This window comes from Mycobacterium sp. PO1 (assembly GCF_017312405.1).
Taxonomy (GTDB): Bacteria; Actinomycetota; Actinomycetes; order Mycobacteriales; family Mycobacteriaceae; genus Mycobacterium.
Map to the genome: position 1 here is coordinate 1 of NZ_BLTG01000077.1, position 24,608 is coordinate 24,608.

A 24,608-nucleotide genomic window follows, 5' to 3' on the forward strand; every position below is an offset into this window, starting at 1 on the left:
CCCCAACAACTCCTGCCCCGCCTGCTCCGCCCCCCGCGGGCACGGCTCCTGCCGCTGCGGGGCCGGGTGTCGGCCCGATGTCGACGGCGAGCTCTAGTGGCGTCGCGGCAGCCCCGGCGCCGGTTCCCGTGTCAACGGCCCGAGCGGAGCGCGACGCGATCTTGGCCGCTTCCACTCCGGGGGGACGGCGTAGAACCGGTGATAGCGATCCGCTCCAGCGGGCACGCCACATCGGCGCCGCCCTCAACGTGGGCGTGATGGACTTCGGCTTCTTCTGGGTCACCGGCCTCATCGCTGACGGCACAATCGTCGTCGCCAACTCCTACGGACTGGCCTACATCCCCGACGGAATCCACTTGCCCGAACACGTGAAGATGGCGACCGCCGACGAGTCGATCTCTCCTGCTGAACGCGCCACCTGGGCGACCTATCCCATCGTGGCTGTCCAGGGTTGGTGCCGCCACCACGACAAGCAACTGCGCGCCGTCGTCGCAACCGAAGAGCAGTTCGCGAACTTCGATCCCGGAGTCGCGAAGATCATCCTGACCACCGAGGACATTCCCGACGACGGAACAATGAACGGCCGCAGCCGGTTAGAGGTCATCGCCCCAGACGCTGCACAGCGCCTCACCTCAATCGCCGACACCGGACTGACCGAACTGCTACCTCCGGCAGCGACAGATCTCGAACCGCCGGCCGATCAGAGCGCCAAGCTGTGGTTCGACGTCGCGAAGCCGTTGATGAGCACCAGCCCCCAACGGGGTGCAGCGCACTTGCATGCCTTCGTCGCCTACGCCAACCACGCCCAAGAGTTGGCGCTGCACCGCGCGCAAACCGCTTCCGAGCCGGATGCGCAGCGTCACGCCATCACCGACTGGATCTACTGGCAACACCTCGGCGTCCTCATGAATGACGCTGTCGCCTCGGAGGCGCCTGCCTGAGTCCGGCGTACGGCCGTCAACGCTCCAGGAGCACGGCTAGGACACTGTCGCCGTGGAGCTGCAACGCGAGAATGCCCGGGGCCGCCCCATGAATGTCATACCGGTCAACATAAAAATGGGTGCCTCGGTTTTCAAGGTGGAGCCCCCAACCTTGAATTTGGCGCTTCAGATTTCAAGTTTGAGGCCGAAACCCTGAATTTGCATCGTCGCAACTCACGGTTGGCGCAAGAGCCGCAGACCAGCGTTTGGGGTCGTCGTAGCGGACACCGAACGCCCAGTCACGAGCCGGAAGGGCGTGATTTGGAGTGCCTAGGCGTGTTTGATCCGGGCCGGCGGCCTCGCGCTGAATGGTTGATCCTGGAACGACAGCGAGGGTCAAGTGTAGGGAATTCCCTATATCCCCACCGTCGTCGACGGCGATAGCGTGGAAGCCCAGCGCATTCGCAGCAAGTTCTCAGGTGCCTGCTTTGGCAGGCGATCCAAGGGGGTCACAGGTGGGTTCGACGGGCAAGCATCGGCTACAGACACCGCCTATAGGCGCCCACCGTCGGATACAGGTGCGGGCCCACTCCCAGAGCATCGGCCGGGTCGGCGGGCTGGCCGCCGCACTCGGTGTGGGGGCTGTGCTGCTCGCCGCGCCCTGGACGGCGGCCGCTGACTCCGATGACGCCTCATCATCGAGCAGCAACGCCAGCTCCTCAGCATCGTCATCCTCGTCGCCTGGGGCGTCCTCGGCCAGAAGCTCCGCCGGTTCCAGCCCCTCCGCTGAGCGGTCCTCCGACACCGACACCGACACCGACACCGACACCGACACCGACACCGACACCGACACCGACACCGACACCGATGAGGATGCCGAGGATCTCGGCGCAGAGGTCGACGATGTCGACATTGCCGACGCGGACACTGACGACGCTGACGATCTCGGCACCGACGACGCGGCTGAGGACGAGGTGGACCTCACCGCCCACCTGGACAACTCCGCGGGCGACCTGGCCGAAGTCGAGGTCGCCGACACCGTCCGCGATACCGACGAGGCCCCAGACCCGCAGACGCCGGCAACTCCCACGGAAAGCCCGGTGCTCCCGGTAGCGGTGTCCACGGAGTCGTCGCGACGCTCAGTGCTGGCCCCCGCAGCGGCCGCGACCGCACAGCCCGCTGCAGCCGCCGAAGTGGACGACTCCGCCGAGGCCCCGCCGACCAAGCCAGCAGCGTTGCAATACGCTCCCGGCACCTTCACCCAGGTCGCCACCACCCTGGTCTCGCAGCAGATCGCCGCAATAACCGAGCCCGCCCCTGCGCCAGCGTCGGCGCAGGCCTCCGCGCTAGTGGGTGTGCTCAGCTGGATCGGCCAACAAATCGGGGTGTCCTTCGCCGACTTCAGCGTCTCGATCAACGGCACCACGATCATTCAACAGGGAACCGCCATCGCCATCTCCGACGGCTTCGGCTCCATCGCGATCGCGCGCGGCAGCAATGCCACCGCCACCGCCGAGGGCTGGTTCAGCCGCGCCATCGTTCGCGGCGACGACTCCACCGCCGATGCCACCGGCGGCAACTTCAACACCGCCCGCGTCTACGGCAACAACAACGACGCCGACGCCACCGGCGGCAACTTCAACACGGTGCGGATCGTCGGTGACGGCAACGTTGGCACGGCCAGTGACGGGTACAGCGTGGCCTACATCCGCGGCGACAGCAACACCGCCACCGCAGGTGGCGAGGGTTTCGCCACCGCCGCGATCATCGGTGAGACCAACACCGCCTCAGCGTTTGCCGGTGCCGGATCACAGAGTAAGTCCGGATCACGGAGTAAGTCCGTCATCGTCGGCTCCGGCAGTGTCGCCAACTCCGTAGCTGTTGACGGTTCCACCGCGATCGCCCGCATCATCGGTTCCGACAGCAACGCCTTGGTATTCGGGCAAGGAGGTGCAAACTCGACAGGCCTCGTCGTCGGCACGGACAGCTCGGCGGTCTCCACCGCAGAAGGTGAGGGTGGCTTCGGCCAGGGATCTACGGTTGTCCTGATCGGTGACGACAACGCCGGCACCGCCTCGGCCCTCGACTCGCGCGCCACGGTCATGGTGCGCGGCGCCGGTAACAACGCAAACGCCGATTCAGAGGAGGGCGGTGACGCGTACGCCCGGGTCATCGGCGACGGAAACACCGCCGACGCTATCGGCACCGGCATCAGCCGTGCCCTGGCGTTCGGCGACAACGGTTCCGCGGAGGCGAGCGCAGTAGACGGCGTGGCCAAAGCCGTCGCGGGCACCGAGGGCACCGCAGTTGCCGACACCGACGGCGGTTGGGCGAAAGCCGCTGCTTTCGATTCCAGTGTCGCCAGCGCCGACAGCACAGACGGCAGCCTGGCCAACGCGTACGCCGCCGATTCCAGTGCCGCCTCGGCCAGCGCGGACGGCGGCCTGGCCAACGCAAGAGCTGCCGACGGCAGCGCCGCCGACGCCACCAGCGTGATGGGCTGGGCCAAAGCCGTGGCCAGCAACACTGCCTCGGCCACCGCGAACGGCTTCGACGGCGGCACCGCCCGTTCTATGGCCCGAGACCTGAGTAACGCCACCACGTTCGCCGCCGAAGCCAGCGTGGCCAGTGCGGTCGCCCGTGACGACAGTATCGCTAGGGCCGTCGCAATCGATGACAGTCGGGCCACCGTGAGCGCGCGGGGGAACTCGGACGGCCTTGCCTATGCCCAGAATGACGGCCGCGCCACGGCCGCCAGCGACGCCAACAGTTCAGGAAGTGCGGCCGCCGAGAACGGTGCACACGCTCACGTCAGCGTCAGCCGCAATTCGACCAATGTCTCCGAGGCCGACGGAGCTGGCAGCGTTTCATCGGCCACGAACATCGGCGCGAACAGCGTGATCGCCAGTCAGGCGGACAACGGCGGCCACAGCCGAGGCGTCATCGTCGGCAGCGACAACGCCGCCCAGGCAGCCAGCGACAACGGCCGGTCCGACGCCACCGTGCTCGGCAACATGAGCGCCGCGCTGGCCGACAGCGTCAACGGCTCGGCCAACGCCATCGCCCTCGGTGACGACAACCTCGCCGAAGCGGTGGCAACTGACGGCGCCGTGGTCAGCGACCTGGCCACCGACGGCAGCGGTGGAGCGGCATTGCAGACAGCCATCTTCGAGGTGACTGCACTGGTGACGGTTCTCAAGGCCCAAATCGCCGACAAAGCCATGAACGCCATCACCCAATACATCAACAGCTGACGCAGACTGAACGACGCGGCGCCCGGCAAGAACCAAGCACGGCGTCAGGGCTGCAATGCAGCTCCAACGCGAGAATGTCGGGGGCCGGCCCACAATGTCATACCGGTCAACATGAAAATGGGTGCATCGATTATCAGGTTGAGCCCCCAACCTTGAATTTGGCGCTTCAGATTTCAAGTTTGAGGCCGAAACCCTGAATTTGCATCGTCGCAACTCACGGTTGGCGCAAGACCCGCAGACCAGCGTTTGGGGTCGTCGTAGCGGACACCGAACGCCCAGTCACGAGCCGGAAGGGCGTGATTTGGAGTGCCTAGGCGTGTTTGATCCGGGCCGGCGGCCTCGCGCTGAATGGTGATCCTGGCACCGACAGCGAGGGTGAAGTGTAGGGAATTCCCTATATCCCCACCGTCGTCGACGGCGATAGCGTGGAAGCCCAGCGCATTCGCAGCAAGTTTTCAGGCGGCCTGCCCGGCAGGCGATTCAAGGGGGTCACAGGTGGGTTCGACGGGCAAGCATCGGCTGCAGACACCATATGAGGGTGCCCACCGTCGGGCAGAGGTGCGCGCCCATGCCCAGAGCATCGGCCGGGTCGGCGGGCTGGCCGCCGCACTCGGAGTGGGGGCTGTGCTGTTCGCCGCGCCTTGGACCGCGGCCGCTGACTCCGACGACTCCTCATCGTCGGGCAGCAGCGCCAGTTCCTCTGCATCGTCCTCGTCATCGGGGGCTTCCTCAGACGGCAGCTCCGACAGTTCGGGTTCGTCCGGCGAGCGATCCTCGGACACCGACACCGACACCGACGAGGATGACGACGATTTCGGTGCGGAGGCCGACGAGCTCGACGACGCCGACGACGAGCTCAACGCTGACGTCGACGAGACCGACGACGCGGCCGACGACAAGGACGTTGAGCAGGACCTGGGCGCCGAGCTCGACGACATCGACGGCGACCTCACGGAAGTGGACGTCGCCGACGAACCCGACAATGCCGGCGGTCTAGACAGTGGCGACGACGTCGACGGCGCCCCCGCCCCGCAGACTCCGGCGCCGCCTACGGAAAGCCCCGCATTGCCGATAGCAATGGCCGCCGAATCGTCGAGACGTTCAGTGCTGGCACCCGCCGCGGCTGCGGCGGCACAGCCCGCTGCCGCCACGGGAGTAGACGACTCCACCGAGACCCCACCCGCGGGAGCCGCGGCGTTCCGATACTCTCCAGCCACCTTCACTCAGGTCGCCACCACGCTGGTCTCTCAACAAGCAACTCCGCCGACCGGACCGGCCCCCGCCTCGGCACCGGCGCAGGCCTCGGTGCTGGTGGGTGTGCTCAGCTGGATCGGCGAACAAATCGGGGTGTCCTTCGCCGACTTCAGCGTCTCGATCAACGGCAACCAGATCATCCAGCAAGGCACCGCCATCGCCATCTCCGACGGCTTCGGTTCTATCGCCATCGCCCACGGCGACAACGCCATCGCCACCGCCGACGGTTGGTTCAGCCGCGCCATCGTGCGCGGCGACGACTCCACCGCCGACGCCACCGACGGCAACTTCAACACCGCCCGCGTCTACGGCAACAACAACGACGCTGACGCCACCGGCGGCAACTTCAACACGGTGCGGATCGTCGGAGACGGCAACGTCGGCACCGCCAATGACGGGTACAGCGTGGCTTACGTCCGCAGCCACGGCCAGGGAAACACCGCCACCGCAAGTGGTGAGGGATTCAGCCGGGCAACCATCATCGGTGCGAACAGCAACGCCGCGGCGTTCGCAGGTGCCGGAGCGCAGAGCAAGTCTGTCATCGTCGGCTCCAGCAGTGTCGCGAACTCCGTCGCTCTGGACGGGTCCTTCGCGGTCGCACGCATCATCGGCTCCAGCAACGACATCCTGGCGTTCGGGCAAGGCGGTGCACGTTCCACGGGCCTCGTCATCGGTACAGACAGCTCGGCGAACGCCTCGGCAGAGGGGAACGGTGCTTTCGGCCGGGGCGCCAGTGTCGTTCTCATTGGGGACGAGAACGTCGGCTCGGCGGCCGCCACCGACTCGCGTGCCTCCGTCTTGGTGCGTGGCAGCGGTAACACCGGGACCGCGGATTCAGAGGAGGGCGGTGACGCCTACGCGCGGATGAGCGGGAACGGCAACACCGGTGACGCCGACGCTTCTGACGGCCGGTCCACGATCATCGTGCACGGCGATGAGAACGAGGCGAGCACGGCTGCCGACAGCGGCGCACACATCACCCTGTTGCTGGTGGGTGACTCAAACGAGGGCACATCCGCCGCATCGGGTGGACGCGCCAAGGTCGTCGCGCTGGGAGATGAGAACTCTGTGCTGGCGCTGTCCGAGGACAGCGCGGCCGCCATCTCGATGATCGGCAGCGACAACGTTTCGACCGTGGCATCTTTTAACGGATCCTGGGCCAGCTCCGTCGTGACGGGTGATCGAAACTCGGCAAATGCCGACGCTGATGGTGAGTCGGTCGCCCGAGTTGTCGTCCTTGGAGACGGTAACGCCAACGCCGTGAGCGCCGAGGATGCCGGCTACAGCGTCAGCCGTATCCTCGCGGCCGACAGCTCCTCTGCGGCCACGGCGTTCGGTGGCGTGGCGTGGTCAGAACTCGTCGGCGACAACAGCTCCGCCTTCGTCCACACGACATTGTCGCAGAGCTACACGCGTGCAGCGGCCTACGGCAGCGGCAACGCCGTCTCAGCCACCGACGGTGGCAGGGCCGTCGTGCTCGGCAACGATAATGTCGGTACTGCAGTTGCAGCGACCGAGTCTCGTGCCACGGTCCTGGTGAGCGGCACCGGCAATCATGGGACAGCGGAATCAACCGACGGCGGTGACGCCTATGCTCGGGTGATCGGCAGCGGCAACACCGCGGACGCCGACGCTGCCGCTAGCGGCATCAGCCGTGCCTTGGCCGTCGGCACCGACAGTTCCGCGCAGGCGAGCTCGGTCAACGGGGTGGCCAAAGCCACGGCGGGCTCCGGGAGCACGGGGGTTGCCGACACCGATGGCGGTTCTGCGAAAGCTGCTGCTTTCGACTCCAGCGTCGCCAGTGCCGACAGCACCGACGGCAGCCTGGCCAACGCATACGCCGACGACTCCAGTGCCGCCTCCGCCAGTGCTGACGGCGGCCTGGCCAGCGCCGTCGCCAAGTACGGCAGCGCGGCTGAAGCCACCAGCAAATCGGGGCTGGCCACTGCTCTGGCTGGGAACACCAGCTCCGCCACGGCGAGCGGCTACGACGGCGGTTCGGCTCGCGCGGTTGCCGAAGACACCAGCAGCGCAACCGCCTTCGGCGCGGAGGACAGCGTCGCCAGTGCCGTGGCCCGTATCAGCAGCATCGCTAATGCCGTCGCGATCGATGACAGTCGGGCCACGGTCCGCGTGCGCGAGAGCTCGGACGGCCTTGCGTATGCGCAGAATGACGGCCGTGCCACGGTCGCCAGCGACGCCAACAGTTCAGGAAATGCGGCGGCCGAGAACGGCGCACGCGCCTACGTACGAGTCAGCCGCAGTTCGACCAATGTCTCTGAGGCCGACGGATTTGGCAGCGTTGCGTCAGCCACGAACATCGGCGGGAACAGCGTGATCGCCAGTCAGGCGGACAACGGCGGCCACAGCCGAGGCGTCATCCTCGGCAGCGACAACGCCGCCCAGGCCGGAACCGACGCCGGCCGGTCCGACGCCACCGTCGTCGGCAACATGAGCGCCGCTCTGGCCGACAGCGTCAACGGCTCGGCCAACGCCATTGCCCTCGGTGACGACAACCTCGCCGACGCGGTGGCCACCGACGGCGCCGTGGTCAGCGACCTGGCCACCGACGGAAGTGGCGGAGCGCCTTTGCAGACAGCCATATTCGAGGTGACTGCACTGGTGACGGTTCTCAAGGCACAGATCGCCGACAAGGCCATGAACGCCATCACCCAGTACATCAACAGCTGACGGAGACTGGACGACGCGTCGCCCGGCAGGAAGCAAGCACGGAGTTGGGGCTACAGGTCGATGCCCGGGTCGTCCTCGGCACGCCGATGCCGCCCGCCGGACTCCTCCCGGGCGGCGTCCTCGCCCTCGACCTTGTCGCTCGTTTCCGGCGCACGTTCAGCAGTGACATCACCCGCCGCAGCGCCCTCCTGCGCTGCAGGCTCAGCGTGAGAACCTGAGCCGACGTCGGACGAGCCGGCTTCGCCGAATTGCCCGACCATCTGCTGCACCTGCTGCCCAACCTGCTGGGCGCCCTGCATCACGCCCTGCGGAGCCGATGTCATCGCGCCCATCGCCTGGGTCGGCATCTGCGACATCTGGCTGGCCATCTGCATCGGCATGCCCATCATCTGACTCATCGAGCCGGCCCCACCCGCTGCCGACCCCGCCGCACCGGCCGTGCCGCCGGCAGCGGACGCCGCGGCACCACCGGCGGAGCCGCTCCCACCGGAAAGCCCTTCGGCAGCAGGGAGGTTCTGCATCTCCTGGCTGATCTGTCCGCCCAGCTGCTGATCGGTGGTCAGGTATGCCTCGGCTGCTGAGATGACGTTCTGCGCGGTCTTGGTCGCCTGCGCCTTCACGGCGGGCAGCTGCGTCGCGATCGGGTGTTCGATAGCGGGAATCTGCGCGTCGATGGCCTGCGTCAACGGGTCGGAACCCACTACACCGAACGGGCCAGGGGCATCGGGCAATTGGCCCGCCGCGTACTTCAGCTCGTTTCCGGCCGCACCGAGCTGTTCGGGATCGACCGACAGCGGTGGTGGATTGCCCATGCTCAGCCTCCTAGAACCGCAGATTCCGCAGCAGGTCGTACACCCCGGAGATCCACAACAACATCGGGATCACCGCAGCGATCGCCGCGCCGTCGAACAGCTCGAGAATGCGTTTGGTCACCGGAGACACCCGCCTGACGCTCTCGGTGGCGCCGACGACGATCACCGCCACCACCGCGACAAGCACGTAGATCCCCAGCACCAGCCAGGCCCGCTCCGGGTACCACAGACACAGTCGGACCATCACGCCTGTGGGAATGGCGATGGCGGCAGCGATCAGCGCCCAGGCACACCACCGTTCGGCATAGAGCCGAGACCGGAACCCGCAGACCACCGTCACCAGCCCCGCGACGATCAGACTGTGCAGGAAGAAATGGCCTTGCACGACAACCGCGATCGACCCGGCCGCCAGGATCGCCGCACCGGCGGTGAGGAACCCGATCAGCAACCGTTTGGCAAGGCGGCTGCGCTCGGTCAGCCGCGCCGCCGAGTCGGGCACCGATGCGATGATCGCCTGCCAGGTCTCGGACTCTTCTGAGGTGTCGGTCGTGGAGACGGGGTCGAGCAGTTCGTCGTTCGACACGGTCTCGCCCGGCGCCGGGATCGGCGGCAACGCGATCCGCGCTACGGCGACCGTCAGTTTGGCCGCGTTCGTGACGACGATCAGACCGAATGCGATGGCCCCGGCCGGCACCCAACTGTCCCAGCCGTAGCCGAACGCGACCGCAGCGACGGTCACCGCCAACGCCATCACCGCGAGGAACGCGGCGACTTCGGCCCGCCGACGTGGTCCACCGCGGGAGGCGAGCACCATCAAGAAGATCAGCGCCCCTGCACCGGCGATCTGCGGCGCCCCGATACTGTCCACGCCCCTTGGCAGCGGTACCGCCAGGGCCACCGCACCGCCGAGGGTGAACAGCGACGCGACCAGCAGGCTCTCAGCCATGTCGAGGCTGTTGAACCTGTTCTGGGCCAATGTGCTTGCGGCCGCGAGGCCCAGCCCGAATGCACCGAGCGCGGCCGCCCACCACCAGTCGCGACCCGTCGCCGACCAGGACAGCATCGTGACCACGGTGACGACCAACGCCACCAACGGCACCATCCACCCCATGAAGCGGTACAGCGCGCGCCGGTCGAATTCCGGGGTCTCGTCGAGGACGGCGATCGCATCGATGACGTCCTCGACCAGCGGCCGGTACCGCTCGGTACGGCTCACCGACACCACCGTCAACAGCGAACCGTCGACCACCCCCGCCTCGTCGAGTGACTCCGTGAGCTTCATCGGCGGGGCACCTGGCCGGGCGAACGACCACACCCCCTGTGCGTTGAAGTCGAAGCCGGCCAGCACGTCCGGTGGGGTGTCGTCGAGGATCTCGGCCAGCACCGACACCGTCTCGTCGACGTAGCTCTCGATCGGCGCAGTCGAGGGCAGCACCAGATCGGTCATCCGCCGCCCGGTCAGGATGGTGACCCGGGTGGTCGACGGACGGCCGGGGGTGACGCTCGGCGAACTGGCCGGGGTCGCCGTGGCGGTCAACGCCGCTCGAGCCTGTCGAAGTCGTCCGACAGCGCGGCCGCCAACTCGACGATCCGACGCTCGAACGTCTTGCCCAGCAGGTCGAGTTGGATCTCGGTGCCGGCCGCGATGTGCTTGTCGAACGGCAACACGATCACCCGACCGGGGGACACATGCCTTTCGAACTGCTGCACGAGGTCGTCGACGTCGATGTTGGGCTTGCCCGGGACGACGTGGTTGATCACCACACAGGAGCGGCCGAGCAGATCCTGATATCCGTTCTGGCGCAACCAGTCCATGGTGATCGCCGCCTGCCGCGCACCGTCGATCGAGGCGCTGGCCACGATCACCAGGCCCGACACCGTCGACAACACGCTGCGCGCCGCCGGCTGGAACAGCCCGGCGCCGCAGTCGGCGAGCACGAGGTTGTAGTACCGCGACACGATGTCGGTGGCGCCCTGCCAATCCTCGTCGTTGAACTCGCGACGGGCCGCGCTGTACTCCTCGGAGGAGAGCACCTCGAGGTTGGAGCCGTTCATGCTGGTGTAGGCACGGATGTCGTTGTAGCGGTGCAGCTCCTTGTCGGAGAGCAGATCCGAGATCGTCGCCGCGGACTGCCGGCCGGCCCGGTCGGCGAGGTTCCCGCCGTCGGGATCGGCATCGATCGCGAGAATGCGGTCGCCGCGCACCTTGCTCAGAGCTGAGCCGAGCGCCACGGTGACAGCGGTCTTTCCGACTCCGCCCTTGAGGCCGAACACGCCGATCTGGTACGAATCCCGCGCGTTACGCCGAATCCTGGCGTGCAGATCCATCTCGTACATCTCGTCCGGCGAGAGGCCGAGGTTGATGCGGGTCATCAGGTAGATCCAGTGCCGCCACCCACGTTGGGAGGGCATCTTGACCGCCGAGCGGACGCCGACGTGCGACAGCGCGTCGATCGCGCGGTGGTTACCCATCGACGCCGCGGACGTCGGCGCCGGCTGCGGCGCGGGACGCCAGTCGGCGGCGGGATCCGCGAAGTGCTGCGACGGTGCCGGTGCGGGCGCGTGGCGGGGGGCAGGCGCCGGGGCAGGCCGCTGTTGTTCGTGGCGTGCCCCCTGCGGCGCGGAGGTCTGGGGCGCGCGCATCATCCCGTTGTTGGGAACGTGCTGCGGGCCGGTCGTCTGCGTCGCCGGGATCTGGCTGGTGATCTCGGACTGCCGGGGCGGCGGAGCGGCGGCAGCCTGCGCGCGCGGCTGCGCGATCGGCATGGGCGGTGGGGTCGCGTCGTTGCGCGGCGCAGCCACATGCGAGGACGCGGTGTCCCGGCCGGCTGGCGGGGTGTCGTGCTCTATCTCCTCGTCGGCCGTTCGAACGGCATCCGGGGAGTGGAAGAGCCGGTCGTAGTCGGCCGACATGTGTACCTCTCAGTGTTTCGGCATGGAACGCGGTGCACGCGGTGGGCGATCCCTTCATCTAAACCGGTCGCCCACCGGCGCGCTCCACCGCGTTTAGGAAAAGGTCCCGATCACGCCCGCTTCGGTGGTTCCCATGGTCGAACCGGCGTTGCTGATGGCCTGAGCCAGGCTCTGCAGGGCCATGTTGAGTTCGTTGGAGTTCGCGTCCCAGCGCTGCTGGACGGCCTGATACGACATCGAGCCGTCGCCGACCCATGCCGACTGCAGGCGGGCGAGCGACCCCTGGCCCTCGTCGAGCAGCCCCGCAGTGCGTCCGACGGCGGCGTGGATCTCGCCCGCGCCGGCCTCGATCGCGCCGAACTCGTAGTTGATCTGTCCCACTTGTGTTCTCCGTTCTCAGTCTCGGTCTCGGGGTTTGGCTAGATCTGCATCTGCGACGCGAGGTCGTCGGCGTTGTTCGCGTCGGTGTTGAGGTACGACGATCCGCTGGTGTGGATGTTCTGCGAGATGTCGGTGAGCAGACGGATCTGCTGATTCGACGCCTCGTGGAAACGCAGCAGCGCGGCTTGCGCGGCCTGCCCCGCACCTTCGCTGTGCAGACTCTGCTGCAGCGCAGCTGCTGTCGACTCGACCTGGGCGAGGACGGACTGAAGCTCACCGGAGATCCGGTCGAAGTTCGCCGCCTCCGCCATCAACTGCGGGGTATCCGCATTCACCAATGCCATTGCTGACCTTCTCTCTGTTTACCTGTGCTCCCGCCGACGTCGGCGGGCCCTCCCGACCCAGGCGGTCGGCAAGTCGTGGGGGACGATCACCAGTCGTCCTCGTCGTCCTCACTGAGGTCGTGTTCGAGTGGGGCCGGCGCATTCAGACTTGCCCTGCTGCCGCCGCTTTTCCCCCGTTGGCCAAGCATGCCCATCGGTCCGCCGCCCATGCCGCCACCACCGACGGGGGCCAGGCCTGCCGCGGCCGCCCCCGCAGCCGCGCCGGCACCGACCGATACCGGTGACAAGGTGGGCTGCAGTTCCTTGCCCACCAGGTTCGACATCAGCGGGGTGCGCGCCGCGGTGCCGCCGGCGCCGGGCAGTGACGCGGCCCGGACCAGGCCGGCGCCGCTGGCCGCACCATTGCCGCCGATCGCAGGGTGATTGGAAAACGGTGTGGCGCCGAGCATTCCGATCTGCGCGCCCCGATCGCCGCCCATCATTCCGCTCATCTGGCCGAACATCGACGACACCTGCTGCAGCGGCTGGGTGAGCTGCTGGAAAGGCTGGGTGACGCCCTGCATCATCTGCTGAGGCAACTGACCGAGCGTGGAGCCGAGCTGCGAAGCCATCTGCATGCCCATCTGGGGCGCCTGCTGCATCATCTGACCCGGGTCGCCCTGCGAGCGGCCCTGATTGGTCGCCTGGTTGACGGCCTGCTCCATGCGGCCCGCCTTGAGGTTGGCTTCCTCGATCTTGCCCTGCCCGCTGACGTGTGTGAACGCCGCATTGCGGACCGCGGCGCTGCCGGCCATCGGGGCGGCGCTGGCCATGCCCATCGACATCGCTGCGCTCGCTGCCCCGGGCAGCACGATCGGTTGGGGAGGAGCGACCGGCTCGAACGTGGCGTTGGCCGTCGTCTCGGCCTGATAAGCGCTCATGACGGTCGCGGCCTGGTCCCACATCCGCACGTAGTCGGCCTCGTTCAGCCCGATCGGCACGGTGTTCACACCGAGGAAGTTGGTGGCCTCGAGGACCCCGTGAGTGACGTGGTTGAGCTCGATCTCCGGCAGTGGGGGCGTCGTGGCCAACGCCGTCGTATAGGAACTGGCCTGCGCCGAGGCCTGCAGCGCGCGCTTCTGCGCCTGCAGTGCGAGCATCCGCAACCACACCACCATGGGCATCGATGCGGTGATGGCCCGCTCGCTGCCCATGCCCTGCCACATCTGGGCCAACGAGGCCAGGCTGGCGGCCAGCTCGTCAGCCTGCGTCTCCAGCGAGACCGCCAGCACCTCCCAGCCGGCCGCAGCCTGCAACATCGGCGCGGGCCCCGCGCCTGCCATCAGGCGCGAGGTGTTCACCTCGGGAGGAAACGCTCCCCAGATGGGTGGAATGAAGATGGGTGGAATGGCCATGGCTCACTCGACTCGAATCGGGTGGTCAGCTCAGATCAGCGTGGCGCCGTTTTCACCGTCGACAGCCTGATAGACGCCGGCCACCTCGATCACGGTCGCGCCGGCGCGGGAGATCTCCTCCTGAGCCAGTGCGTTGATGCCGAGCGTCTGCACCCCCTCGGCCATGAACGCCGTCGAGGCCAGCACGGACACCTCGTCAGCACCGGCGGGCGTAAGTGCACTTACTTGTGCAGTCGCCGCAGTTCCCGTTGCCAATCCCCGCGCGCCATTTGCGACGACCTGACCGCCGACCCCCACAGCACCTGCATTGTGGCTCAGTGGTTGCATTTGCTGTTCTCCTCACTCTTGCTAAAGACATGCATGTATTTAGTTACTTGCGCAAACAGCAGCAATTATCTGTGGGTGAGATTGGAGTCCCCCGACCCAATTGCCATCCGGTCAAACAGCGTTTGCTGGAATGAACCGCGATTCCATACTAACCGGCGTCCGAGGGTGCTGCGAACGCATCTTCTTCGGGCGGATCCACATACGCCGCCTGAATCACTTCCTTACCATCCGGCGTCACATAAAACGCCTGGCCAGGTGGTCGTTTCTTGACCAGGATCTCGCGCGACGGGAAGTCCTGCTTCTCACCGGACAGGAACATCGTCGGCGTACCCGCCCCGTAGGCAGCGCCGACGAACTTGTCCATCGTGGCCCGGTGGGCCTGACTCATCTGACAGGTCACGATCAGGTGCAGACCGATGTCCGCGGCCGCCGGAAGCAGCGGCGCCAACGGGGCCATCGGCGACATCATCCCGCCGGCCGCGACGATCATGTGCCAGTCGTCGACCAACAGCACGATGTCGGGGCCCGTCCACCATGACCGGGCCCGCAGTTGTGACGGTGTCAGATCCGCCGGTGGCAGACGCTTGGTCAGGTTCGCCGCCAGCGCCTTGACCGACTGTTCGAGGGTGGCATGGTTGCGATTGATGGCGCCGGCCGCCAGCAGATGGGTCTCCGGGACCGCTTCCAGCAGCCCCGACCGGTAGTCGGCCACCATGAACCGCACCTGTTCTGGACTGTTGCGCGCGCAGATGGCCCGGGCCAGCGCATGAGCGATGGTCGTTTTCCCGGATTTGGGCGCTCCGAAGATCAGATGGTGCGGGCTGGTGTGCATGTGGCTGTGCGCCACGGTGAGATCGGATTCACGCACCCCCACCGGCACTGTCCACCGGGTCCGGTAATCGGCCTCGGGGCCGGGTGGATTCGGATCGAGCTGGTGCAGATGGATCCGGCTGGGCAGCACCCGCACGGGCGGCGCTTCCATGGTGTGGCGCGCGGACACTTCCTGTACGGCCGCGGCCATCGCCGGCACCAACGCCTCGGCGCTGTGCACACCGTCCAGGCGCGGCACGCCGATCATCAGATGGAACCTCTCGGTGGACACCGCGCGCCCCGGCCGGTTCAGTGGGATCTCGCGGGTGATGCGGTCGATCTGGGTCTCGTTGACATCGCCCAACCGGAATTCGACCTTGGTGCCCAGGTAGTCGCGGATCCGCGCCTTGAGCTCCGTCCACCGCGGGGTGGAGATCATCGTGTGCACACCGTAGGCCAACCCCTGCCCGGCAATGTCCTGCACGACGGCTTCCAGGTCGGTGAACTCCGCGGCGAAGGCCGGCCAACCGTCGATCACCAGGAACACGTCACCAAACGGATCCGCCGACGCCGGGTTGTCCGGATCTTCGCGCATCTGCCGGTAGTCGGCCATCGAGCCGACCCGGAACTGCTTGAAGGTCTGCTCGCGCTGCCGCAGAACGGCTTTGACCTCCGCAATCACGCGGTTCACCCGGTCGGGCTCGGCGCGGGTGGCGACACCGCCGACGTGGGGCAGGTCCTCGATGTACATGAGGCCACCGCCGCCCATGTCCACGCAGTAGAACTGGATCTGCCGCGGGGTGTGCGACGCCGAGGCCGACAGGATGAACGTCTGCAGGAAGGTCGACTTGCCGGTCTGTGGGGCTCCGCCGACGGCGATGTTGCCCGCGGCGGTGGAGACGTCGATACCCCAGACTTCTTGGCGGTGCCGGCGGGGCTCGTCCATGACTCCCAGACCGATCCGCAGTGGGCGACGATCGTAGTCACGCGCGATCAGTTCGTTGACCGGAGTTGGATCGGCCAACGGGGGCAACCACATCCGATACGCATGGTTTTCGCCGGTGGTCAGCTGGTCGAGGACGACCTCGCGGAGCACCTTCTGCCCGGACTCGATCGTCATTGCGCCACCGTCGCATCCATGATCGGGGCTGCGGTGAAGCGGTGGATCCGTAGCGTCTTGTCTGCCTGGGCCCGAGGTGCGTCGTCGTCACCGGCGGCGGCGACGACGGGCACGTACGGGTTACCCGTATAGACGCTCTGGAACTTCACCGGATCCTCCATGCCGACCCGCAGGAACCCGACGCCGCTCTCCTTGTTCGAGATGTATTGCGCCTCGGGCGTCCCGATCACCGCCTTGGATTCCGCGGAGCTCGTGGTGCGCAGCGCGATGCGATAGGTCAGGTTCGGCTCGAGCTTGTCGATGCGGGTGCCGCCGGTGTTCAGCGACTGCGTGGCCAGCAGCAGGTGCACCCGCAGCGAACGGCCCACCCGGCAGATGCGGTCGAACAGCCCGATGAAGTCGGGATGGTTCTGCAGCAGCTCGGCGAACTCGTCGACGACGACGAACAGTGTGGGCAACGGCGGCAGATCGGCGCCGCGCTCACGATGTTTCTCGTACTCGGCCACGCCCGACAGGGCGCCGGCCGCTCCGACCTGGATGCCGGCCTGGCGCAGGATCGACTGCCGACGGTCCAGTTCGCCGCTGAGCACCTCGCCCATCCGGCTGACGAGCTCCGCCTCCTCTTCCATGTTGGTCACCACCGCGGCGGTGTGCGGCAACTTCTCCATGCCCAGGAATGTCGATCCACCCTTGAAGTCCGTCAGCAGCAGATTGATCTGGTCGGGGTGGTGGGTGGCGGCCAGCGACAGGATCAACGTCCGCAGGAACTCCGACTTACCCGAGCCGGTGGTGCCGATCAGCATGCCGTGCGGGCCCGCGCCGAACTCTGCACCCTCCTTGATGTCGAGGTACATCACGTCGCCGGTCTTGAGCTCGTGGCCGAACGGGATTCGGAGCCGGTCACGGTCGGTGTCGGTGAACATTCGCCAGCGCGCGGGGGTCACCTCCTCCACCGATTGCGCGCCCACGATCTCGTGCCATTCGGTGGCGACCTTCTTCTGCACCCGGGTGCTCTTGTCGATGATCGTCCCGGTGATGGACCATCCCGCCAGCTTGCGCGCCACCCGCTGGGCCTGCCCGGCGGTCATCGTGTCGACCTGGCTGGCCACCAGCCGGAAGGTCTGGTTGGGGAGCCGGTCGTCGGCTGTGCCGTCGGCGTCGACGCGGATGCGGTAGGCCGAGCGATGGTTACCGAGCGTGATGACGGTGACGCCGGCCCGGCCGTCGGCGGGGAAGCCCGCTTTGCCGCCGGACAGGTCGATGACGACGACATAGGGGCCGTTCGGTGTGGCGTCGGCGGTGTGCGGGCCACGAGCGGCCAGGTCGCTCAGACCGTCGGGCCGGGTGAAGATCATCCGGGTGTGACCGGCGGCGTCGGTGTCGGACTGGTGTGCCACGTGGGGCAGCCACTTCAGCCAGGCCCAGTGGGAATCCTCCGGATCGTCGGTCAACACCCGGATCTGCAACAGGTCCGGCGGATGGAACACCGCCAGGTGGCAGATCATCGCCGTCAACAGTCCGGCCGCGCCGTCGGGGTCGCCCCCGATCGCAATCGTCGGAAACGTGCGCAGCTGAACGAGTTTCGGGCAGTCATGGATCAGGCCGTGGGTGCGCAAGAATTTTGTGACCCACATGTGGCTGACGGGCTCGAGGTGCGCCTGCGGCGCACCCGCGGGTCCGGCCAAGTCGCCGCCGACCGCAGGCTTCAACAGGCGGTCCACCGCGGGCTCGGACCCGATGCCGATTCGAGCCGCCGCATAGAAATCGGCGGTGGACGCCCGTGACCACTGCCGGTGGGTGCCGATTACGGACAGCAGGTCGTCGGGATGCGGTGCGTGATAGTTGAAGAACGTCACCTGCGCCGCCGCCGACGACGTGACCCTCGTCCGCAGTCCGGCGAGATAACGCAGGTACTCCTTGCGGTCGGAATTGATCTCCGGGACCTTCTTGCCTCCGCTGCCGCCGCTGGCCACCAGACCGACGGCGCCCATCACCATCATCAGCGGCATCATGAACATGTACGGCGAGAGTTGCCGCACCCCACTGAAGATCATGATCGCGATCATGCCGAGCATGCAGCCGCCCAGCACCCAGGGCAGGGCCTTCTGCATGCCCGACGGCGGGATGTCGACGCCGAGGTCGTCGGGCGGGACCACGTTGATCTCCCCGGGGCTGAGCCTCGGGCCGCGCTTCATGATGGGTGTGAACTTGCGGGTCGTCATCCGCCACCTCCGTTGCTTCCGGCGGGCTGGGCGTCCCCTGCTCCGACCTTGCGCGGGTTCGGGTTCGGCGGCAATGTGTCGTGTTCGATCAGTGCAGCCTCTTTGGACAGCACCGGGCCGTCGACGAGAAGGCTGACCACCTGCCACGGCGCGGTGCGCGGCGACGTCAGCCCTAATTTGGCTGCCGTGTCCTCGTCGGGCAGTCCGTAGCGGACGCCTTGTGGGTCGATGTAGTAGAGGCTCTCGCCGAAGCGGGGATCCGGTGATTGCAGCCGAATGTACTGACCACCGCTGATGTGCACGGTCGCGTCACCGCTGATCTGTTTGATCCCGGTGGCCATGTCGGCGGCGGGTAGCGGCAGGTGGCGGCCGGCGATGACCGTCGTCTGCGGCGCCTGGTCGCCGGTCTCACGCTGCCATGTCCAGCACAGCGCCGGAAGTTCCTCGCGCGCAAGGATGTCCATCGGTGCGTCGGGCAGCGGCGAGTCGTACACCTGCTCGACGATCGCGGCCACCGCACTCGGTGCCATCGACGGCGAGGCGACCAATCCGTAGGAGTTGGTGGCCCGCAGCGCCGCGGCGGTGGTGTCGTTGACCTTGGCGACGCCATTGGGCAGCACCACGTAATGCTGTTCGTCGGATTCGGTGTCGGTGGTGAACACGGATCCGATGACCAGTTCCGGTGGTAGCCCGACGGTGTTGGGTGCGCCACTGCCCGGGATCGCGGGCAGCCGCCACGGCCCGGCGTCGGATAGAGCATTGAACAGGCCCTCGGAGATCGGTGCCGAACGCGCCGTGACGGGGATGCCGACCGCCGAGGTGACCGCCCGGTCGGCGAGGTCGATCGAGTGGCGGCCGGTGTCGGTGATGAGCCAGTCCTGTCCCTCGTAGGACACCAGCATGCCCTGCCCGGATCTCAGCGCGCCGACCGAACCGTCCAGCGCCAGGGGTGTGATCAGCACCGACGTGTCGACGCTCGGCGCCACCGTCTCCGGTTGGATCACCGTGTCACACAACGACCATTGCGAGACGGGCGACGACGAGACGGGGGTGGCGTATGGGGCCCCGGGGATGCCGAGCGGTTGCCCCTTTGGCATGTTGTCGAGTTCCTCGGACTTCACCGCGACCGGGTTGTTGCTGTTGCCCAGGATCAGTCGCGCCGAGGTGAGGTTGTAGACGGGACGCAGCTGGCCGGTATCGGGCAGCACGACGTAGAGCTGATTGGTGGTGCGGTCGACCAGAAGGCTGTCCCCGCCGCGCTTGCCGAGCGGTTTGAAGTAGGCGAGCAACGCGGCGCCGAGACAGATGAGGACCGCGATGATGATGCCTGCGCTCACTGCGCGGCTGTAGAACTGCAGCGGGTCGTCGAACATGCGGGTGTCGCGTCGCACGATGGCGTGCTCAACGCGGCGCAGCAGGAAACGCCAGCCGCTGACCTGCACCTTGGTGGTGAGCCTGAAACCTGCCATCGTCTACCCGCTGATGTTCAGTCTGCTGTGCACCGATGTGATCGCCGCAGCCATGTCCGCCCCGCTGATCTCGCTGAGCTGGGCGACGTCGAGGCTGTCGATGTCCGCGGACCGGGCCAGTCTCATGTCCCGGGTCTGCTCACCGGCCTCGACCAGCTGGCGGGCGTAGCGCCCGTTTCCGGCGACGTCGATCGCGGGCTTGCCGTTGGTGCTGCTCTGAACCAGCAGCGTCGCGGCCTCGAACACCGCGGTCGCTGCCTCCGCACTGAGGCTCGAATCCGTTCCCGCGGCAATGACTTCGGCGATCTCGACGATCTCCTGCGGTGAGTACGAGTCGAATTCGATGCGGGTGGAGAACCGCGAACGCAATCCGTCGTTGGTCTCCAGCAGCCGGTCGATGTCATTGCTGTAGCCGGCGATGATCACCACCAGCCGGTCGCGGTCGTTCTCCATTCTGGCCAACAGGGTGTCCAGCGCCTCGGTTCCGAATGGGTCGGCACGGCCGTCGCGTTCCTGCACCAGGGTGTAGGCCTCGTCGATGAACAGCACGCCGCCCACGGCCCGGTCGATGGTGCGGGCGGTCTTGACCGCTGACTGCCCTTCGTATTCGGCGACGAAGTCCTTGCGGGAGGTTTCGACGAGTTTGGGTTCGGCGATCACACCGAGGCCCGCCAGGATGTTGGCGACCACCCGCGCGATTGTGGTCTTCCCGGTGCCGGGCGGGCCGGTGAAGATCATGTGCTTGGACGCCTGCGCGACCTTCATCCCCCGGGCGGCCCGCACCTTGGCCATCTGTGTCGCCGCGCGGTAGCGCTCGATCTGTTCCTTGACCCGGCTGAGCCCGATCTGGCGGTCAAGTTCGGCCTGGGCATCGGCCAGCAGTTGATCGCGCACCGACGTGTCGGCTTCGGCGCTGCCAGGATCCCAGGGGTCGCGTCGCGCGCTGATCTGCTCAGCGGTGGTGGTCTGCAGCCGATAGGCCGGGTCGCGCAATGCGGCGGTGACCATAGGCGTCGGGTGGCTGGCCTGCAGCCATTCCAGCAGTGCCAGAGCGCCCTCCTCGTTACCCTGGCTCCGGTAGGTCATCGCCAGGAACCAGGCGATCGCCTGGTTGCAGGCCTCCCCGGCGGGTGAGGCGTTGGCCTCCGTCAGCCGGCGTTCGGCTTCGGTGAACAGGCCCAGGTTGGCTGCGGCGACCCCGTGCGCCACCCCGGCCGCGGCCGCGAGGAACTTGTCCGGCCAGGCCGCGGCGCTGCGCACCTCCTCGATGACGTCGGTCCATCGTTGCGCCGCCGCGTAGATGACGGCCTTGACCCAGGCGACAAGGTGTTCGGCGCCGGCCGCGGGGACGTCCTCGATCGCCTCCATCGCGTCGGCGTAGTTACCCTCGGCGGCCTCGCTCACCGCGAATCCCATGGTGATGGCCAGCGGCGAATTGACCGGATAGGTGATGTCACCGAACATGCCGCCGATCGGGACCCTGGTGCCCAGGCTGTTCATCGACATCTCGGCGGCGCCCGCGAGCTGGCCGAAACTGGTGCGCGAGAACCACGCCCTGAACATGGTCGCCCGATCTCGGTCACCGCAGCGGATGCGTCCCACCCACGCGTCGCAGGCGGTGTCGTCGACATCGGTGATCTCGGTGAACAGCTCGAGCGAGCGTGCGGGCGCGCTGGGCAGCATGCCGACCGCGGTACCGAAGAGACCGGCCAGATGTTCAGTCATTCCTCACCTGCGTAGCGGTTCGTGAACAGCTCGATCCGTGCGGCCGCAGCTTGTTCCGGGGTGGGCAGATCCAGGTCGCGATTGAGGAAGTCGCGGGTGGCGGCATTGTCGTGGCCGTGTTCACGCATGCCGTCTAGCATGACCGTGTACTGGGCCGACCGGGCATCCTGGGTCGCCAGCGCCGCGATGACGACGATCTCGTCGGCCAGAGCGGACTCGGCCATCGTCGCGGTCGCCGGCGCGAGGTCCACCCGGTGGACGCGGCCATCCAGGAACGTCGTCACGGTGACGGTGCCGGGAGGGTTGCCCACGGTGAACAGCGGTGCGGCGGCATCGTCGGCGTGCCCGTCTCCGAGGCCGGGGGACGGGAACGCGGCGATGGGGTCGTCGTCCGTCGCCGCGTCGATGTCGCCGCTGTCACCGGGGTAGTCCCCGAGGATGACGCCGAGGTCGGTCTCAGGAGCGTCGTCGTCTGCGGCGGCGCCGAAGTCGAGCGCCGCCAAGTCGCCGTCGGGATTCCCGTCGTCCCCGGGATCACCGGGCGGGAGGTGGGCCACCGTGGATCGCCTTTCTCAGTCGGGGTACGACAGGTCTGCGTCGGTTTCGAGGACATTGTCGGGTTCGAGCATGTCCTTGTGCTCGAACCAGCTCTTGGACGGCAGGAACTCCATCAGGCCGTCGAGCGCACGCCGGAAGTTCTCGGGTGTGCCGGGCAGGAAGCTGCCGTAGAGCTCGCCGCTCACCCGCCGCGGAATCGACACGATTCTGCCGTGCGGCGAGTCGAGCACTCCCGCGGCCACCCCGGCCGGGGAGAACGTGCCGCCGGGGTGACGTTCGGAGGCGGTGATCTCCACCCAGCTGTCGGGGTTGCCGGTCACTTCGGCATAGATGCGGGCCGACGACGGCGGCATGCCGTAACCGGCGAGTTGTTCTGCGGTGCGGACCTCCGCCAGCTTCGTGGCGATCCCCGTCAGGGGTTCGACGTCGGCGGCGGCGGCGTCGCCGATCACGACGTTCACCATGGCGGACAGCCCCACCTGGGGTGCCACCCGCTGCAGCACGAGCATGTCCTCGTCCCGCGCGGCCACGACATGCCGATCCCCCTTGCGACACACCACGAAGCGCACCATTTTGCCACCGACGTCGCGGCGCCACCACCGGCAGTCCAGCAGCCGGTCGGGCCTGCTGAGGGTGTCGACCATGGCCGCCACCTCGGGGTGCGGATCGCCGAAGGCGGTGAGAATCCCCTGCGCGGTCAGATCGCGGGTGACCTGGTCCCACACGATCTTGCGCTGGTCTTCGTACGGGATGTTGGGCCGGATACCCAGCGACAGAGGAAAGTCGACCAGGTGCAGCAGGTCAGCGATCACCAGCATTCCGTCGATCGTCACCTCGACGCCGACGACATCGTCGTAGTGGGTGGGTTCCCCGTCGCCGATGAACGGGCTGGCCATCACGGCGACCCGATCTGGCGGTCGAGGTCGACGCCGGCCGACTCGTCGGTCCCCTCGTAGCGCTGCGCCACGACCGCCAAGTCCTCGCTGACCGCGCGCGCGGCGTGGGCCGCCGCGGAGCTGCACCGCCGCCGGGCCTGCAGGAGTACCTCCATGACCTGCACCGTCGATGCGGCGATGAGGCCGTGCGAGGACGTGACCGACCGGTCGGTGTCGGCCGTGAAGCCTGCGGCTGCGTCGATCGCGCCGGCGGCGCGGGCGTGATGGTCACCCAGAGCCCGCAGGTGCGTCGTCGTCACCTGCAGCCGGTGGGAGGTCACAACAGTCTCCTGCTCGGTCATGTCGGCGGCCTGATGGGCGCAGCGGGACTCGGCACGGTCGGCGGCAGCAGCGGTGGGGATGGGGTGGCCGTGGCCGAGGCGGCATTCTCGGCGGGCGCCGGGGCCCTGTCCGGGTCCTCGGCCTCGTCGGTCTCGTCGTGCTCGGCCTTCTCGTCCTCGACGTCCACCGACTCTTCGGGAGGTGCCTTGTCATCGGAGCGAGCTTCGTCACCGAGTGTCCCCGGGGAGTCCGAGAGGACCGGCAGAGCCTGCGTCACCGCACCGGCAACCCCCGCGAGCGCCGCGGCGACCGGGGCGACCAGTGCGCCGATCATTCCGCCCGCGCCCCCCATCGCGGAGCTCAGCGCGGACATCGCCTCGGCAGGCATCGCTTCGGGTTGATGCGATTCCGGCGCCGGGCCAGCCACGTCAGCCGTGGCCGCAGGTACGCCGGCACCACCGAACCCGGCCGGCACTGCGATCTGCGGCTCGGCCTCATTCTCGTCCTCACGGCCGCCCGGCCCGGGGTCGCGCTGCTCCGCCGGCGCGTCCGACGGACCCGGCGGATCGTCGGTCAGGACGGCGTACTCGACGGTGATCCTGCGCAGCTCATCGGCATTGTCGTTGACCTGCTGCATCAGCCCGTGAAGCGCATCGCGGCAGGTGTCGAGGGCGGTCGCCACCGCAGCCATCTCGAACGTGGCCTTCAACGCTGCGCCGACGCCTGGCGTCGTGGCGATGTCGCGCGAGGTGCGGCTGAAGCGGGCCAGGCGATCCGCTTGGTCATCGATCACGTGCCGACGGTGGACGATCTGCTCGGCTTGGCGGGCCAGTACGGCATGCGCGGCATCGTCGAGTGCCGCGACCGCGGCGACGCGGCGAGCGTGGCGGCGGTTGGCCAGCCCGTACGCCTGAGCGCCTCGACCCACCCAGTCCTGGGGCTGTGCCGCCGTGATGTGGTCGCCGGCCTCTCGGAATCGCTGCGCACCCCGCCGGAACGCTTCGCCGCGCTCCGGCTCCCCCGACCCGGTGGTTCTGCGCATCCCGTCGATGACGTCGAGACCGGCTTCGAGAACCGGCGAACCGGTACCTTTGCCGGAACTGCCGACCCCATCGATTCCGCGCATGCTGAACCTCCCCTTCCCCAGGGCAGACTACCAGTGGAGCCCGGGTCCTCCAGACGCCAATATCGCTGCCC

General features: G+C 67.6%; 18 protein-coding genes. 3 read left to right on the plus strand and 15 right to left on the minus strand.

Annotation, left to right across the window (positions count from 1 at the left end; translation table 11 throughout):
* The first annotated feature begins 257 nt into the window (after nucleotides 1–257).
* The 3 genes from J3476_RS22285 to J3476_RS22295 all read left to right on the plus strand — a co-directional run bounded on the left by J3476_RS22285 (nucleotide 258) and on the right by J3476_RS22295 (nucleotide 8,119).
* Complete coding sequence (locus tag J3476_RS22285; RefSeq protein ID WP_286183546.1) at nucleotides 258–941, plus strand: secretion protein EccK; 684 nt, start codon at nucleotides 258–260, stop codon at nucleotides 939–941.
* Nucleotides 942–1,498: 557 nt separating this feature from the next.
* Entirely contained in the window at nucleotides 1,499–4,174 is a 2,676-nt protein-coding gene (locus J3476_RS22290) for a hypothetical protein (RefSeq protein WP_207068528.1), read from the plus strand.
* A 558-nt stretch (nucleotides 4,175–4,732) separates the two neighbouring features.
* A complete protein-coding gene (locus J3476_RS22295) occupies nucleotides 4,733–8,119 on the plus strand; it encodes a hypothetical protein (RefSeq protein ID WP_207068529.1) in 3,387 nt (1,128 codons plus the stop codon).
* A gap of 50 nt (nucleotides 8,120–8,169) precedes the next feature.
* Here the strand turns inward: J3476_RS22295 and J3476_RS22300 are convergent, their stop codons facing one another.
* From J3476_RS22300 to J3476_RS22370, 15 genes are all read right to left on the minus strand, one after another.
* The gene (locus tag J3476_RS22300; protein ID WP_207068530.1) at nucleotides 8,170–8,931 is read right to left on the minus strand and encodes a type VII secretion target; all 762 of its coding nucleotides are present in this window, start codon (nucleotides 8,929–8,931) and stop codon (nucleotides 8,170–8,172) included.
* Nucleotides 8,932–8,941: 10 nt separating this feature from the next.
* The gene (gene eccD, locus J3476_RS22305) at nucleotides 8,942–10,468 is read right to left on the minus strand and encodes a type VII secretion integral membrane protein EccD (protein ID WP_207068531.1); all 1,527 of its coding nucleotides are present in this window, start codon (nucleotides 10,466–10,468) and stop codon (nucleotides 8,942–8,944) included.
* Complete coding sequence (locus tag J3476_RS22310) at nucleotides 10,465–11,844, minus strand: MinD/ParA family protein (protein WP_207068532.1); 1,380 nt, start codon at nucleotides 11,842–11,844, stop codon at nucleotides 10,465–10,467. The genes eccD and J3476_RS22310 overlap by 4 nt, the downstream gene beginning before the upstream one ends.
* A gap of 93 nt (nucleotides 11,845–11,937) precedes the next feature.
* Nucleotides 11,938–12,225: a WXG100 family type VII secretion target gene (locus tag J3476_RS22315; protein WP_152514892.1), complete on the minus strand. Its 288-nt coding sequence runs from the start codon at nucleotides 12,223–12,225 to the stop codon at nucleotides 11,938–11,940.
* A 38-nt stretch (nucleotides 12,226–12,263) separates the two neighbouring features.
* Nucleotides 12,264–12,569, minus strand: coding sequence for a WXG100 family type VII secretion target (locus J3476_RS22320; protein ID WP_152514891.1), 306 nt, complete (start codon nucleotides 12,567–12,569; stop codon nucleotides 12,264–12,266).
* 86 nt (nucleotides 12,570–12,655) lie between these two features.
* Nucleotides 12,656–13,963, minus strand: coding sequence for a PPE family protein (locus tag J3476_RS22325; RefSeq protein ID WP_207068533.1), 1,308 nt, complete (start codon nucleotides 13,961–13,963; stop codon nucleotides 12,656–12,658).
* A gap of 30 nt (nucleotides 13,964–13,993) precedes the next feature.
* A complete protein-coding gene (locus J3476_RS22330; protein ID WP_152514889.1) occupies nucleotides 13,994–14,290 on the minus strand; it encodes a PE family protein in 297 nt (98 codons plus the stop codon).
* Between the two features lie 148 nt (nucleotides 14,291–14,438).
* Nucleotides 14,439–16,220 (minus strand): type VII secretion protein EccCb, encoded by a 1,782-nt coding sequence (eccCb, locus tag J3476_RS22335; RefSeq protein ID WP_207068534.1) that lies wholly within the window; start codon nucleotides 16,218–16,220, stop codon nucleotides 14,439–14,441.
* Nucleotides 16,217–18,442 (minus strand): type VII secretion protein EccCa, encoded by a 2,226-nt coding sequence (eccCa, locus tag J3476_RS22340; protein WP_207068535.1) that lies wholly within the window; start codon nucleotides 18,440–18,442, stop codon nucleotides 16,217–16,219. The genes eccCb and eccCa overlap by 4 nt, the downstream gene beginning before the upstream one ends.
* Nucleotides 18,439–19,911 (minus strand): type VII secretion protein EccB, encoded by a 1,473-nt coding sequence (eccB, locus tag J3476_RS22345; protein WP_207068536.1) that lies wholly within the window; start codon nucleotides 19,909–19,911, stop codon nucleotides 18,439–18,441. Before eccB ends, eccCa begins: the two co-directional genes overlap by 4 nt.
* 3 nt (nucleotides 19,912–19,914) lie before the next feature.
* A complete protein-coding gene (eccA, locus tag J3476_RS22350; RefSeq protein WP_207068537.1) occupies nucleotides 19,915–21,636 on the minus strand; it encodes a type VII secretion AAA-ATPase EccA in 1,722 nt (573 codons plus the stop codon).
* Nucleotides 21,633–22,193, minus strand: a complete 561-nt coding sequence (locus J3476_RS22355) for a hypothetical protein (RefSeq protein WP_207068538.1) — start codon at nucleotides 22,191–22,193, stop codon at nucleotides 21,633–21,635. The genes eccA and J3476_RS22355 overlap by 4 nt, the downstream gene beginning before the upstream one ends.
* A gap of 15 nt (nucleotides 22,194–22,208) precedes the next feature.
* Nucleotides 22,209–23,090, minus strand: a complete 882-nt coding sequence (locus J3476_RS22360; RefSeq protein WP_207068539.1) for an ESX secretion-associated protein EspG — start codon at nucleotides 23,088–23,090, stop codon at nucleotides 22,209–22,211.
* Nucleotides 23,090–23,410 carry a type VII secretion target gene (locus J3476_RS22365; protein ID WP_207068540.1) on the minus strand — a complete coding sequence of 107 codons (321 nt, stop codon included), beginning with the start codon at nucleotides 23,408–23,410 and terminating at the stop codon, nucleotides 23,090–23,092. Before J3476_RS22365 ends, J3476_RS22360 begins: the two co-directional genes overlap by 1 nt.
* 17 nt (nucleotides 23,411–23,427) lie before the next feature.
* Nucleotides 23,428–24,537: an EspA/EspE family type VII secretion system effector gene (locus tag J3476_RS22370; protein ID WP_207068541.1), complete on the minus strand. Its 1,110-nt coding sequence runs from the start codon at nucleotides 24,535–24,537 to the stop codon at nucleotides 23,428–23,430.
* Nucleotides 24,538–24,608 lie beyond the last annotated feature (71 nt).